At 29.4% G+C, this 14,258-nt stretch carries 13 protein-coding genes and 1 tRNA gene; 6 read left to right on the top strand and 8 right to left on the bottom strand.

Annotation, left to right across the window (positions count from 1 at the left end; genetic code table 11):
* Positions 1-127 precede the first annotated feature (127 nt).
* Together MC378_RS08425 and MC378_RS08420 are read left to right on the top strand one after the other, a co-directional pair.
* A complete protein-coding gene (locus MC378_RS08425) occupies positions 128-802 on the top strand; it encodes a bacteriocin fulvocin C-related protein (protein WP_242178321.1) in 675 nt (224 codons plus the stop codon).
* Between the two features lie 300 nt (positions 803-1,102).
* Positions 1,103-1,630 (top strand): TlpA family protein disulfide reductase, encoded by a 528-nt coding sequence (locus MC378_RS08420; RefSeq protein ID WP_242178320.1) that lies wholly within the window; start codon positions 1,103-1,105, stop codon positions 1,628-1,630.
* Positions 1,631-1,670: 40 nt separating this feature from the next.
* On the opposite strand, the gene accD is transcribed toward MC378_RS08420, so the two are convergent.
* The 3 genes from accD to tamL form a co-directional block, all read right to left on the bottom strand.
* Positions 1,671-2,528, bottom strand: coding sequence for an acetyl-CoA carboxylase, carboxyltransferase subunit beta (gene accD / locus MC378_RS08415; protein ID WP_242178319.1), 858 nt, complete (start codon positions 2,526-2,528; stop codon positions 1,671-1,673).
* A 192-nt stretch (positions 2,529-2,720) separates the two neighbouring features.
* The gene (fbaA, locus tag MC378_RS08410) at positions 2,721-3,779 is read right to left on the bottom strand and encodes a class II fructose-bisphosphate aldolase (protein WP_242178318.1); all 1,059 of its coding nucleotides are present in this window, start codon (positions 3,777-3,779) and stop codon (positions 2,721-2,723) included.
* Between the two features lie 119 nt (positions 3,780-3,898).
* Complete coding sequence (gene tamL, locus MC378_RS08405) at positions 3,899-6,421, bottom strand: translocation and assembly module lipoprotein TamL (protein WP_242178317.1); 2,523 nt, start codon at positions 6,419-6,421, stop codon at positions 3,899-3,901.
* 27 nt (positions 6,422-6,448) lie between these two features.
* On the opposite strand from tamL, the gene MC378_RS08400 reads away from it, so the two are divergent.
* Complete coding sequence (locus MC378_RS08400) at positions 6,449-7,183, top strand: TrmH family RNA methyltransferase (protein WP_242178316.1); 735 nt, start codon at positions 6,449-6,451, stop codon at positions 7,181-7,183.
* Between the two features lie 24 nt (positions 7,184-7,207).
* On the opposite strand, the gene porT is transcribed toward MC378_RS08400, so the two are convergent.
* The 5 genes from porT to MC378_RS08375 all read right to left on the bottom strand — a co-directional run bounded on the left by porT (position 7,208) and on the right by MC378_RS08375 (position 12,057).
* A complete protein-coding gene (porT, locus tag MC378_RS08395) occupies positions 7,208-7,918 on the bottom strand; it encodes a type IX secretion/gliding motility protein PorT/SprT (protein ID WP_242178315.1) in 711 nt (236 codons plus the stop codon).
* On the bottom strand, positions 7,918-8,646 hold the full coding sequence (gene ubiE, locus MC378_RS08390) for a bifunctional demethylmenaquinone methyltransferase/2-methoxy-6-polyprenyl-1,4-benzoquinol methylase UbiE (protein ID WP_242178314.1): 729 nt from the start codon (positions 8,644-8,646) through the stop codon (positions 7,918-7,920). The genes porT and ubiE overlap by 1 nt, the downstream gene beginning before the upstream one ends.
* 10 nt (positions 8,647-8,656) lie before the next feature.
* Entirely contained in the window at positions 8,657-9,562 is a 906-nt protein-coding gene (locus MC378_RS08385; RefSeq protein ID WP_242178313.1) for a NifU family protein, read from the bottom strand.
* A gap of 104 nt (positions 9,563-9,666) precedes the next feature.
* Positions 9,667-11,049, bottom strand: coding sequence for an OmpP1/FadL family transporter (locus MC378_RS08380; protein WP_242178312.1), 1,383 nt, complete (start codon positions 11,047-11,049; stop codon positions 9,667-9,669).
* A gap of 30 nt (positions 11,050-11,079) precedes the next feature.
* Positions 11,080-12,057 carry a hypothetical protein gene (locus MC378_RS08375; RefSeq protein ID WP_242178311.1) on the bottom strand — a complete coding sequence of 326 codons (978 nt, stop codon included), beginning with the start codon at positions 12,055-12,057 and terminating at the stop codon, positions 11,080-11,082.
* A gap of 216 nt (positions 12,058-12,273) precedes the next feature.
* On the opposite strand from MC378_RS08375, the gene proS reads away from it, so the two are divergent.
* From proS to rpsT, 3 genes are all read left to right on the top strand, one after another.
* Positions 12,274-13,752, top strand: coding sequence for a proline--tRNA ligase (proS, locus tag MC378_RS08370; protein ID WP_242178310.1), 1,479 nt, complete (start codon positions 12,274-12,276; stop codon positions 13,750-13,752).
* A gap of 97 nt (positions 13,753-13,849) precedes the next feature.
* Positions 13,850-13,921 (top strand) — tRNA-Glu (locus tag MC378_RS08365).
* A gap of 35 nt (positions 13,922-13,956) precedes the next feature.
* Positions 13,957-14,208, top strand: coding sequence for a 30S ribosomal protein S20 (rpsT, locus tag MC378_RS08360; protein ID WP_242178309.1), 252 nt, complete (start codon positions 13,957-13,959; stop codon positions 14,206-14,208).
* Positions 14,209-14,258 lie beyond the last annotated feature (50 nt).

Below are 14,258 nucleotides of genomic sequence, written 5' to 3'. Positions count from 1 at the left end.
AATTTTTAGAATAATTAGGAAGCTATTATTATTATTATTATTATTATTATCATGAAAAATTGTTATAAATGCTATGAACACTTATTCTTTATTTTCAAATCTATAAATATTATTAATTTTAATTATTATGAAAAAAGTAATTTTTTTTAGTAGATTAATTTGTACGGTTATTTTATCTCTATTTTTTACTAGTTGTAGTGAAAGTGTTGATCATGAATTTTCTTATGATTCAAAAATAAATGCTTGGGTAAAAACCAATAAAAAAGAGATTTTAAATTACAGTAGAGATGATATTAAGTTATTTTCTGAGAAAAAACAAAAGGCTATATTAAGGATAATGCCCGCAAATAAGAAAAAGGAAATATGGCAAGAGAAAGTTGATTATATTTTAAAAATGAATTTGTCTAAAGAAGAAAAGGTTTTTTTAAAATTGTTTACAGAAACATTTAAAGAAATAGATTATAAGTCACCTATTTCTAAAGAGTTTACAGAAGAGTTAGATAAGAAAGTAACTCTTGGTGCCAAAAAATTTAATTGGAGTAAAGAATTTGTGCACAATACATTTTTTACTATTAAAGATGTTAATTTAGTAGAAAATGATTTTGTATCGAAAGAAGATAAACTTGAAGCTAGAGGAGGAGAGCAAGATAACTGTAATTGTACACCTTCTTTTTGGGGATGTACAGGATATAATAATGATTGTAGTAAACCTGATAAATGTGAAACTAATAATGGAGATTGTGGAGTATGGGGTACTTCTAATTGTACTGGTTATTGTACTGGTGATTTAACGCAGAACTAGATATTAATGATAAAAAAGATATTAATTAGAGGAGGTTTAGTTGTTTTGATATACTTGATGTGTGTATTCTTTTTGAAGTCACAAAAAATTATTTTTCCAGTATTCATGTTATCTGCTTTTATAGCTAGTAGTATGTTTATGTCTTACAAAAACACCATAGCTTCTTTTATGCCACTGTTATTAATTTGGTTTATTCAGTTGTTTTTAGAAGACTCAAAAATAACTAGTGTAATTATCTATATTATTTTCACTCCTCTTACTTTTTTATTAGGTTATTACTTAAAAAGTAAATCTATATTTTTGAAAATACTTTATGCAATTACATTAGTTTTAATTGGAATTTATGGATTTGTTAATTCTTGGTTTCTTTTGGAAAATTTTAATGCTCGTAAAATAGAGGATTCTCCAGAAATGTTATTTTCAAACTCAAATGATAAATTTAGAATTGACACCATAAAAAATAAAGTGATTGTATTAGATTATTGGACAACTAATTGTGGAGCATGTTTTCAAAAATTTCCAGACTTTGAAAAATTATATTTAAAATATAAAAACAATTCTAATGTATTTTTGTATGCTGTAAATATACCTGTAAAGAGGGATACTTTTGGTTATGCGAAAAAAATGATTGAAAAATATAAATACGAATTTCCAATTTTATATTCAGATTCAGATACTATTCCTAAACAACTAGAATTTAATAGATATCCACATATGGTAATATTAAAAAATGGAAAAGTTAGATTTAATGGTTATTTAAATTTAAATGAAAAGAATGTAATTTTATATGAGATGGAAAATGAAATTGAAAAACTTTTAAATGAATAGTTTAATAAATAAAAAAGCCAGCATTTGCTGGCTTTTTTATTTATTTTCTTACAGGTATATTTTGAATTAAATCGATATATAAATTTACTTGCTTTTTTAAATCTTTACGTTCGTAAATGGCATCTAAAAAACCATGTTCTAAAACAAATTCTGATTTTTGAAATCCTTCTGGTAAGTCTTTTCCAGTAGTATCTTTTACAACTCTTGGTCCAGCAAATGCAATTAAAGCATTAGGTTCTGCAATATTAATATCACCTAACATTGCATAAGAAGCAGTTGTACCTCCGGTTGTTGGGTCTGTACATAAAGAAATATAAGGAATTTTTGCTTCAGCTAATTGTGCTAATTTTGCAGATGTCTTTACTAGCTGCATTAAAGAAAGTGATGCTTCCATCATTCTTGCGCCACCTGATTTAGAAATCATTAGGAATGGAATTTTATTTTCTATCGAATAATTAATTGCTCTTGCAATTTTTTCTCCAACAACAGATCCCATAGAACCACCAATAAAAGCAAAGTCCATGGCAGCAATTACTAAATCTTTTCCTAAAGATTTTCCAACAGCTGTTCTTACAGCATCTTTTAATTTTGTTTTTTCCTGAGCAGCTTTTAATCTGTCTGGGTATTTTTTTGTGTCTTCAAATTTTAAAGGATCTTTAGAAGTTAACTTTTCGTTTAATTCTTCAAATTTATTGTCGTCAAAAAACAATTCAAAATATTCTTTACTTCCAATTCTTACATGATAGCCGTCTTCTGGACTTACATATAAGTTCTTTTTTAATTCTTCAGTATCAATAACTTTTCCGCTAGGAGTTTTATACCAAAGACCTTTTGGAGTGTCTTTTTTGTCTTCTGTAGCGGTTTGTATTCCTTTATCTGTACGTTTAAACCAAGCCATAGTTAGTTTACTTTTTTTATTATTGTTTGTTTTTAAAAGATACTTTTTCTAGATAATAGCAGCTTACAAATGTAAAAGTTTTTTATGAACTATAAATTTTCTTTGATTGAAACTTTTTTAGAAAAGTTTAGTTCATAAAAAAAGCATCTTGATATAAGTATCAAAATGCTTCTTGAAATATATTTTTACTTTTTATAAAGTATCTATATTGTTTAAATCTGAAAAGGCTTGTTTTAAACGTGCTTTAAAAGTTTCTTCTCCTAAACGCAACCATTTTCTTGGGTCGTAATATTTTTTATTTGGTTGTTCTGCTCCATCTGGATTTCCAATTTGAGTTGCAAGGTAATCTGCTTTTCCTTGCATGTAATCTCTAATTCCTTCTGTAAAGGCAAATTGTAAATCAGTATCAATATTCATTTTAATAACACCGTAGCCAATTGCTTCTCTAATTTCTTCTAAAGTAGAACCAGATCCTCCATGAAAAACAAAATCGATATGATTTTCTTCTACACCGTATTTTTTTGTGATGAATTCTTGAGAGTTTTTTAAGATTTTTGGAGTTAATTTTACATTTCCTGGCTTGTAAACACCATGAACATTACCAAAAGCAGCAGCAATTGTAAATTGAGGAGAAACTTTCATCAATTCTTCATAAGCGTATGCAACTTCTTCGGGTTGTGTGTATAGTTTAGAGTCATCTACATCAGAGTTATCAACTCCATCTTCTTCACCTCCAGTTATTCCTAACTCGATTTCTAAAGTCATACCCATTTTGCTCATTCTTGCTAAATAGGTTTTGCATATTTCGATGTTTTCTTCAATTGGTTCTTCAGATAAATCAATCATATGAGAACTGTAAAGAGGTTTTCCTGTCTCTTCAAAATGCTTTTCTGAAGCATCTAATAAACCGTCAATCCAAGGTAATAATTTTTTTGCACAATGGTCTGTATGTAAAATTACAGGAACACCATAAGCAACTGCTAGTTCATGAATGTGTTTTGCGCCTGCTACTGCACCAGCGATAGCCGATTTCTGATTTTCGTTTGATAAACCTTTTCCAGCGTTAAACTGTGCTCCTCCGTTAGAAAATTGAATGATTACAGGAGCATTTAATTCTTTGGCAGTTTCTAAAACTCCGTTAATAGTATTAGAACCAACAACATTAACTGCTGGCAATGCAAATCCTTTTTCTTTGGCAAGGTTAAAAATTTCTTGAACTTCTTTTCCTGTGGCAACACCTGGTTTTATCATTATATAGGTAAATTTTAGTTGTGTAAATAATATTATAAAAACAAAACTACATATTTTTTGTTTTATATGAAGAAAAAAGGGAATAGTTTACTAATACGATTTAGTAAAATGTACTTTTTTTAAAAGGGGTAATTAATTCCTATATTGTAAGTAGCATTGGCAAAGTTGTAATTTTTAAACCATTTTTTATCATTTAAATATGGTTCGTAGGTTTTAAAACCAATATCTAAACGAAGAATTAAGAAGTTAAAATCTAATCTTGCTCCAAATCCAGAGCCAATTGCAATATCACTTAATGAATTAAACCCATCAAAGGTAGAATCTTCATCAACAAAACTAGAGCCAGTAATATCCCAAATATTACCAGCATCAATAAAAAGTGCTCCTTTTAATTTGCTAAATACATCAAATCTATATTCTGCACTTGTTAAGAATTTTAAACTTCCAATGTTGTATTCTAAGCCTGTGTTTCTGCTTCCAGGTCCTAATTCGTATGTTTGCCACGCTCTAATGTCATTAGAACCACCTGCAAAATAACTTTTAGTAAAAGGAATTGCAGAGTTATCATAGGTAATGATTGTTCCTAGAAAAGTTCTAAAACCAAAAACAGAATTTTTAGTGCCAATATCCCAAAATTGTTTGTATTCAATATCTGTTTTAAAATATTGTGCTAAGGGAATGTTTAAAAACGTTTTTTTGTTGTTGGCGTTTGTTTTTTTAGATAATAGTCCTAAGATGTTACCAGAATTTGCTATTCTAATTTTAAAGAAAGAAAAATTATTGTCTTTAAAATCTGATTGACTGTTATAGGTAAAAGAGTAAGCTATTGTAGGAATTAAGAAATCTGAAGTTACAATATTGTATCTGTTTAAGATATTTAGGTTTGAATTGTATTCTACCGGATTTGTATTTTTAAAATTGGTGTTTGTAGAAACCATATTCATAAAACTTATGGCTTCATCTGGAAGATTTAGTTTTCTTGTAGCGTCATTATAAAATACTTGTGCTACGGTATTTAAATTGTTGTATTCTGAGCTATAAATATTAAAGAATCTATCGATATTTAAGTTTTGAATATATTGGGTATTAAACACCTCTAATTGAATGGTTTTTTTGGAGTTGAATTGCCATTTGTAATCTGCTAGAATGGTAAATGTTTGTCTGTCTAAACCAATGTTTTTTTGAAAACTACTACCAATAGAAAATAATGTTCTAGGAGACATTTCTTTTGGTACAAATTTACTCCAACCAAAAGGAACAACAAATCTTGGGACTTCGAGAGAAGCATCTGCACCAATTTCCCATCCAGGACCATTATTAGAGTTAAAGTATGATCCTAAGAATGATAATTTTAATAATTCTGCTCCTCTAAGTGCATTCCTGTTAATAATTGAAAATTTAGCGGAAGTTCCTATATTTCTAATATTAGAATGCGTTAACTCGGTTTCAAAACCAAGTGTGTATTTTTCTATTGGAGCTAAAAAAACATCCATTTTTAATTCATTGTCAGAACCGGGAATTGTTGAAAATTTAATGTTTGTAGATTTAAAGTTTTTTAAAGATTTTAAATGTGTTCTGGTTAAATTTCTTAGGGTGTCTTTATATATTTCTCCGGGTTTTAAGAAAATAGATTGTGATAAATATTTTGGATTATATTTAATCTTATTGTGTGCCAAAAAGTTTATTCCATTGTAAGAAATAGAATCTTTATGAGTTTTGTCTTTTTTGGTAAATGAATAATCTGTTATAACATTTACTTCCTTTATTTTATGAACCTTATAGGGTTTCTCAATATAATTTCCGTTTTGTTCTGTCAACCTATTTCCAGAGATAATAAAGTTTACATTGGTTTTATTATCTTTTCGTGTAGAATCTACATAAAAGCCTAAAGCAGATTCCATGAAATTATAAATTCCGTTATTTCTAAAAAGTTTAACTACTTTTTTTGCTTCGTATCTAAAAGTTTGATCTTTGTATTGGTTTCCTGTTTTTAATAAGGATGTACGCCCAGAATTTTTATAAATAGAATCTAAAACAGGAGACTCTATTTTAATACTTATAGTGTCTAAAACGGTAGGCTTTCCTTTTGTAATGTGATATTCGACAGTAGCCTTTTTATCTTTATGCAGCTTTACAATTGTATCTACTTTAGATTTAAAATACCCTTGCGTTTTATAATATGCCCATAAATTATCGGAAGTTCTTTTTACTTTTTTCTTGCTAATAATTTCTGGGGCATCATATTTTAAGAACCATTTGTTTAAGTTGATAAAAGATTTTGCATAAGCAATACTTTGTTTTTCAGAAAAAATAGTTTTAATAAAATTATACGAACGCGGATTTTTTTTACCCCATTCAATTGGAGTTTTTGGTTTTTCATGGTTTCCAATATTGTGAAAATATAAACCAAAAGGCAAACCTAAAAAACGTGGATTTGGTTTTTGTAAAACGTATTTTTGCAATTCGCTACTTTTATTTTTAACGCTATCTACGTAAATATAATTTTGCGTAAGCATGTACTCATCTTCTGCAACATGTTTTGTAGAATTACATGAAACTAAAAAGAAAGTTAATAAAAAATAAAAAGAAAGTTTTTTCATTACTTTAGCAGTGCTATCAAAATCAAAAATAGTATTTTTCAACGGTTTATTTTCAATAAGATTTAATTAATGAGTATTTCAAAAAATCAACTAAAGTTAATAACAAGTTTATCGCAAAAAAAGTATAGGCAAAAGCATAAATTATTTGTTGCAGAAGGGGTAAAGGTTGTAAATGAACTTTTAAGCTCTTCATTTAAGGTAGTAACTCTTTTTTGTACAGAAGATTTTTTAAGTGATGTCTCTAAGGATTACATTATAACTATTTCTGAAACGGATTTAAAAAAAATAAGTAATCTTAAAACACCTAATAAAGTTTTAGGGTTGTTTCAGATGCCTGAAGATAAACCTCTTCATAATAAAGGACTAATTGTTGCTTTAGATGATATTAATGACCCAGGAAACTTAGGAACTATCATTCGTTTGTGCGATTGGTTTGGAGTTTCAGAATTAATTTGTTCTACCAAAACTGTAGATTGTTATAACCAAAAAGTAGTGCAAGCAAGCATGGGATCTTTAACAAGAATTTCTATTCATTATGTTGATTTAAATAAATATTTAACAGAAATTAATTTACCCACTTTTATTGCAGACATGGATGGTGTAAATGTGTACAGTAATCCGTTGCCAAAAGAAGCTGTTTTAATTATGGGAAATGAAGCAAATGGGGTCTCTGATAAAATAAAAGATTCTGTTAGTAATAAAATTGCTATTCCAAGGTTTGGTGAAACTCAAGAAACCGAAAGTTTAAATGTTGCGACCGCAACAGCTATTTTATTGAGTGAGTTTAAAAGAAATTGTTTGTAAACAGTAAGTCTTTTTATTTAATTTCTATTCAAAAGAAAAGTTTAAGAAAACTCCACGAGTTCCCATATAATATACAGGAGCAGTCCATTTACTATTTGGATCGTCATCATATTTAATTTCATTATTCATGGCAAAAACGCCACGAATAGAAGGCGAAAATTTAAAGAAGTATAAGTAAATATCAATTCCTACACCAACTTCGTACATAAAGTTGTGTGTTTTCATTCTAAATTGTCCAGAAGAATTATCATCTTGATTTGCTTCATTACTAGAAAAATTATAATCATAAGAAATTCCTGCTAATAAATACGGACGAATATTTTTATATCTATCTGTACTAAATTTTAAAAGTAATGGAATATGTAAATAGGTAGATCCAATTTCTCTAATACTATCTTGTGGAACAGAACTTGTTCTAAGGTGGTTAAATATGATTTTTTTAGAGTTACTAACCAAACCTGGTTCTATACGTAGATTTAAGTTTTTATGTAATCGTAAATCGGCAATTAAACCTACGTTAAATCCTATGGTTGGTTCTACAGTAATGCTTGCATTGGCAATATTACTCTCTCTTAAATTTAATTTAAAATCGTTTTTATTCATTCCTAAATAAAAACCATAATGAAGTTTTCTCTTATCGAAAGTTGGTAAGTATTCTACTCTTTCTCTTTGTGCAAAAAATGCAACAGAAGTAAATAGGAAAAAACCGAAAATTAGAAGTCTTTTAATCATCATTATTTACGCGCAGTATAAATTGTTGCAACTCCAAAAGTTACAGGGTTATGTTTTGTATGTGTAAACCCATTTTTTTGTAAAATATTGTTGAATGCTTTTCCAAAAGGAAAAGAATTTGCAGATTCTGATAAATAAGAGTACGCAACTTTATCTTTAGAAAAAAGTTTACCAACAATCGGTAGAAATAAATTGGTGTATAATTTGTATCCTTGTTTAAAAGGAAATTTAGTTGGATTAGAAGTTTCTAAAATAACTAAAACTCCTGTTGGTTTTAAAACTCTAGCAATTTCTGTGATTCCTTTTTCTAGATTTGCAAAGTTTCTAACTCCAAAAGAAACAGTTATGGCATCAAATGTGTTATCTGCAAAAGGCATTTCTTCAGAATCTCCCACCATCATTTCTATTTTATCAGAAAGATTTGCTTTGGCTATTTTTTGTTTACCAACGTCTAACATTCCTGCAGAAATATCTAATCCTATAATTTTGTCAGGATTCAGAGAACTCATCATTAAAGCTAAGTCTCCTGTTCCAGTTGCAATGTCTAAAATTTGTTTTGGATTGTTCTTGCCAACAATTTCTACTACTTTTTTACGCCATTTTACATCAATACCTAAAGAAATAACTCTGTTTAATCCATCGTAATTTCCAGAAATATTATCGAACATTTGTGCTACTTGTTCTTTTTTTCCTAATTCTGAATCTTTATAAGGTTTAATGATTTTTGACATAAATAAGTTATTATCCGTTAATTGCTACCACTTCATTAATTTGATTTGGTAACATTTCTTTTAACAAGTTTTCTATTCCGTTTTTTAAGGTGGCAGTAGATGATGGGCAACCACTACATGCTCCTTGTAAAACTACACTTACAACTTTGTGTTTTTCATCGTAAGCTTTAAAGGCAATATTTCCTCCATCAGAAGCTACAGCTGGCTTAATATATTCATCTAAAATATCTACGATTTGAGCCGAAATTCCTTCTAATTTAATTTCAGGTTCTACAACTTTTTTAGTTTCTGAAACGGTTTGTGTTGGAAGTTCTTTAATGATGGTTTTTCCGGCAGCTAAATATTCTCTGATAAATGTTCTAACTTCTCCGTAAACATCATTCCATTCTACCATGTCGTATTTTGTAATAGAAATATAATTATCAGAAATAAAAACTTCTTTTACAAAAGGAAAGTTAAAAATAGCTTGGGCTAAAGGTGATGATTTACTAGCTTCATCAATGTTTTTTAACTCAACATCTGTTTGTGTTAATGCTTTGTTGGTCCCAAATTTCATTACTGAAGGGTTTGGAGTAACTTCTGCATAAACTTCAATAGCTTCTTTTTTTGTAGATGAGTTTTCTTCTTCTACAACGGTGTTTCCATCATTTAAATAAGCTTCTATTTGTTCTGCAACTTCATACTGAACATCTATCCACTCTACAATATCAAAACGTTGGATTGCTATGAAATTGGCAGTTATAAATACTTTTTTTACAAAAGGTAAATAGAATAATTGTTGTGCTAAAGGAGAATTTTTAGCTTCATCTATATTGGTAAACTCGTAACTACCTCCATTAATTAAAATTTGATTGCTATTAAATTTTATAATGGTATTGTTCGTGGTTTCTTGTATTGTGATTTTTGTGTTTTTCATAATCTAAAATGAATTGCAAAATTACGGCAAAAAAAATGAATTAAAATAAAAAAGACCTTGTATGTTTTAAACATTCAAGGTCTTATGATTATGCTACTTTTTCTTTATAAGTTTAAAGTAACTGTGGCGGTAAACACTCTGTTATCTATGTTTAAATCTGCCGCATTTACATTAAATCCTGGGTAAAAATTATAGACACTTGTTCTGTTGTTGTCGCTGTAAGAAAAATCTAACTTAAATTTAGTGAAGTTGTATCCACCTCCAATAGAATATCCTTCTAAGTTGTCTGAGGCAATGGCCAGTTTATCTGGGTTTTGCTCAAATTTATAACCTCCTCTAATGCTAAACCTATCAAAACGCCATTCTGCACCAACATTAAGGTTATGTGTGTTTCTTAATTCGGATTGAAAGAATTGATTTTCTGTAGTAAAATTGTCTCCAGAAAGTTTTATGTTTTTATAATTTTTGTTGCTATAGTCAAAACTTAACAGGCCGTTTTTACCAAATATGAATGCAGCACTAGCAGTTAACTTACCAGGGGTTTTTAATTTATAAATTAACTCTTGGTAAGGAAAATATCCCCCAGATGTATTGTTGTAAATAGCATTGTCATTATTTACTGTAATTTCTGTGTCTGCAAAATAACCATCATTATTTACAATATTGCTTTCTTCTGCAATTTCTGTAAACCAAGTTGGAGTTTGATATGCTAAACCAAATCTAAAATTTGGATGTATTTTGTAAATAAAACCTGCATTTAAAGAGAATCCCGTACCTGTAGTGTAATTTTCTTGATAAGAATAAGCATCAAGCTCATTGCCGTTTCCATCGCTATTAAGCTCTATTAATGTAGATTTTTGACTAAAGTTTAAGTCGTAAGCATTAAAACCAATACCAACATATAATTTGTTTAGATGTACAGAAGAAAAAGCAATATTTATCTCGCTAAGTTCTCCTCCGTATCTGTTGTTAAAACTTTGCCCATCCGCAATGTTATAATCAATAGGAGTAGCGTTGTTGTCTAATGGGAATTCTGTAAAAGTGGCAACTCCACTATTTCCTTCTGCTAAAAAACTATCTAAAAAATCTTTAGTGATTCTGTAGTTAAAACCTATGGCAAATTTACTCCAATCAGAATTGTATGCGCTATCAAAAATTAACACAGCACCAGCGTGAGATAAATTAAAAAATTGATCTTCGGTTGCTAAAGAATTTCCATAATAATTAGAAGTAATCTCAGATTTTCTAGAGTTAAATGTTCCAGAAAAAGAACTGTTTTTAAATACGGCCAAACCAGCAGGATTAATATTTATTGCAGATATATCTCCACCTAAAGCTCCAAAAGCTCCGCTCATTGATGTAAATCTTGCTGAACCATTTTCATCGTTTTGAGAGAAAAGTAAAGCTAAATCTTGGTATCCTAAAGATTGAGAATAGGATGTAAAAGTTGCTGCGAATAATATCGCTATAGTATAAAATCGTTTCATTTTAATTTAGTTTTTTACTGAAAAAAGATATTAATTTTTTCCTCTTCTAGATGATGAACTTCTTGTTGTAGAAGTTCTGTTAGTATTTCTAGTTGATGTTCCGGTATTTCTACGTATAGAAGAATTCCTGTTTGAAGAAATATTTCTATTATTATTAGTAGTTCTTCTTGTTGATGTATTTGTTCTGTTTTTAGTTGTAGAAGAGTTTCTTCTAATAGTAGAACTTCTTCTAGTGGTGTTAGAGTTACGTCTAATAGTAGAATTTCTTCTAGTAGTGTTAGAGCTACGTCTTATTGTAGAAGTTCTTCTTGTAGGTGTGGTTACCCTACTATTTCTTCTTACTGTATTTGAAGGGCGTCTAACAGTAGTGTTGTTTCTTCTACTTGTTGTATTTCTTCTATAGGTATTATTGTATGCTGTTCTTCTTCCGTAACTGTAATTTCTGTTATAACGGTTGTTTCTGTATGGTCGATTGTAATAATAAGGGTAATATGGAGGAATGTAGCCCCAAATAGTTGCTGCGTAATATGGTGGGTAATAAGAACTCCATCCAAAACGATGTCTCCAAGGTCTGTGATAGCTATATCCATAATAATTATACCCATAATAATTGTATCCATAATACGGATCATAACCATACATATATGGATTGTTATTGATTAAGTTGATGTTTATAACAACGTCATTATCGCTTTCTTGTCCCCAAGGTGTACTAGTATTATAATCTAAAGGTTCATAGATGGTTTCGTCATCTATATCTAAAGTATCGGTAGAATTATAATCATCTACATCTGTAAAAACATCATTGTTTCTAAAGTTTTGAAAATCCTCTAACTCTTTTGTAAAGTAGTTTTGGTTGTATTTACTGTACTCTTTTTGATGAACTTCAACAACCTTATTTTTTTCTTTAGTATTTACTTCATCATCATAAATACCATCATCATTGGTGGTGCTTTGGTAAGTTCCGCAAGAAACCAAAAACAAATTAGCAGTTAAGAATAATATCATTTTGCTAAAGCTGAGGTTTTTATATTGTAGTTTCATAATAATGTGTTTTTTTGATGATTACTTACTTTATTAATATATTCTTCTGTAAAAAAACTTTTAACTTTACTTGGTCTATAATCATTTTATAGTAGTTTTGTAACGTTTTTGTAAATAGAAAAATAATTTAACAAAAGTTTCACTTTAAAGGTAACAATATTTGTGCCAAACTTATAATTGATGAGCAAGAAGTTAACTAAAAGAGCAGAAGATTATTCCAAATGGTATAATGAATTAGTTGTAAAAGCTGATTTAGCCGAAAATTCTGCAGTAAGAGGTTGTATGGTTATAAAACCGTACGGATATGCAATTTGGGAGAAAATGCAAGCAGAATTAGATAGAATGTTTAAAGAAACAGGTCATGAAAATGCTTATTTCCCGCTTTTTGTTCCTAAAAGTTTATTTGAAGCTGAAGAAAAAAACGCAGAGGGTTTCGCTAAAGAATGTGCGGTAGTTACACATTATCGTTTACAAAATGACCCTGATCGACCAGGAAAATTAAGAGTAGACCCTGAAGCTAAATTAGAAGAAGAATTAGTAGTTAGACCAACATCTGAGGCAATTATTTGGAATACTTATAAAGGTTGGATTCAATCTTATAGAGATTTACCATTATTAATAAATCAATGGGCAAATGTGGTTCGTTGGGAAATGCGTACACGTTTATTTTTAAGAACTGCAGAATTTTTATGGCAAGAAGGGCATACGGCTCATGCAACGAAATCAGAAGCGGTAACAGAATCTAGACAGATGCAGGATGTGTATGCAACTTTTGCAGAAAATTTTATGGCAATGCCAGTAATTAAAGGAGTGAAATCTGATAGCGAACGTTTTGCAGGTGCAGAAGACACCTATACTATTGAAGCTTTGATGCAAGATGGAAAAGCTTTACAAGCAGGAACAAGTCATTTTTTAGGGCAGAATTTTGCTAAGGCTTTTGATGTTAAGTTTACATCTAAAGAAGGAAAGCAAGAATATGTTTGGGCAACTTCTTGGGGAGTTTCTACTCGTTTGATTGGTGGGTTAATTATGACGCATTCAGATGATTTAGGGTTAGTTTTACCTCCTAAATTGGCACCTATTCAAGTGGCAATTGTACCTATTTATAAAGGTGAAGACCAATTAGAGGCTATTTCTAAAAAAGTAAATGTAATTGTAAAAGAATTACGTGAAAAAGGCATTTCTGTTAAGTTTGATACTAGAGATACTTTTAGACCAGGTGCTAAATTTGCAGAGTATGAGTTAAAAGGAGTTCCGGTAAGAATTGCTATTGGAAATCGTGATTTAGAAAATAATACTGTAGAAGTAGCAAGAAGAGATACTTTAGAAAAACAAACTTATTCTCAAGATAACGTTGTTGAAGTGGTGGCAAATTTATTAGAAGAAATTCAAGAGAATTTATTTAAAAAAGCGATTGATTTTAGAGCGGCGCATACAACAGAAGTAACAACTTTTGATGAATTTAAAGACGCAATAGAAAATAAAGGTGGTTTTGTTTCTGCTCATTGGGATGGTACAGAAGCAACAGAAGATAAGATTAAAGAGCTTACAAAAGCAACTATTAGGTGTATTCCTAACGATGCAAAAGAGGAATTAGGTGTTTGTGTTTTTACAGGAAAACCTTCTTCAAAAAGAGTGTTTTTTGCTAAGGCGTATTAATTTTGTAAAAAAAAGTAAATTTTTTTTAAAATTTATTGCAGAATTTAAAAAACGTTGTATATTTGCACCCGCAATTGAGAGATATTTTAGTTGTTATGGTCCGTTCGTCTAGGGGTTAGGACGCATGGTTTTCATCCATGTAACACGGGTTCGATTCCCGTACGGACTACAAGTTTTAATAAAAAAACTAATAAATTAAGAATTATGGCAAATCATAAGTCAGCATTAAAAAGAATTAGAAGTAACGAATCTAAAAGACTACGTAACAAATATCAGCATAAAACTACACGTAATGCTGTAAGAGATTTACGTACTGTTGAAGATAAGAAGGAAGCAGAAGGAAAGTTAGGAAATGTTATTTCTATGTTAGATAAATTAGCAAAGAATAATATTATTCATAAAAATAAAGCTGCAAACTTAAAATCTAAATTAACAAAGCACGTTGCTGCATTGTAAGATTTTATTTTTTAAAATATTTAAAAGCTCTGAATTTATTCAGAGCTTTT

The organism is Polaribacter marinus (assembly GCF_022662535.1).
Classification (GTDB): domain Bacteria; phylum Bacteroidota; class Bacteroidia; order Flavobacteriales; family Flavobacteriaceae; genus Polaribacter; species Polaribacter marinus.
This window is presented reverse-complemented; position numbering and strand designations above follow the sequence as displayed.

Coding starts and splice junctions, on each gene's coding strand:
- MC378_RS08425 (WP_242178321.1), top strand. CDS start 128: ATGAAAAAAGTAATTTTTTTTAGTAGATTAATTTGTACGGTTATTTTA.
- accD (WP_242178319.1), bottom strand. CDS start 2,528: ATGGCTTGGTTTAAACGTACAGATAAAGGAATACAAACCGCTACAGAA.
- fbaA (WP_242178318.1), bottom strand. CDS start 3,779: ATGATAAAACCAGGTGTTGCCACAGGAAAAGAAGTTCAAGAAATTTTT.
- MC378_RS08400 (WP_242178316.1), top strand. CDS start 6,449: ATGAGTATTTCAAAAAATCAACTAAAGTTAATAACAAGTTTATCGCAA.
- porT (WP_242178315.1), bottom strand. CDS start 7,918: ATGATGATTAAAAGACTTCTAATTTTCGGTTTTTTCCTATTTACTTCT.
- ubiE (WP_242178314.1), bottom strand. CDS start 8,646: ATGTCAAAAATCATTAAACCTTATAAAGATTCAGAATTAGGAAAAAAA.
- MC378_RS08385 (WP_242178313.1), bottom strand. CDS start 9,562: ATGAAAAACACAAAAATCACAATACAAGAAACCACGAACAATACCATT.
- MC378_RS08380 (WP_242178312.1), bottom strand. CDS start 11,049: ATGAAACGATTTTATACTATAGCGATATTATTCGCAGCAACTTTTACA.
- MC378_RS08375 (WP_242178311.1), bottom strand. CDS start 12,057: ATGATATTATTCTTAACTGCTAATTTGTTTTTGGTTTCTTGCGGAACT.
- proS (WP_242178310.1), top strand. CDS start 12,274: ATGAGCAAGAAGTTAACTAAAAGAGCAGAAGATTATTCCAAATGGTAT.
- rpsT (WP_242178309.1), top strand. CDS start 13,957: ATGGCAAATCATAAGTCAGCATTAAAAAGAATTAGAAGTAACGAATCT.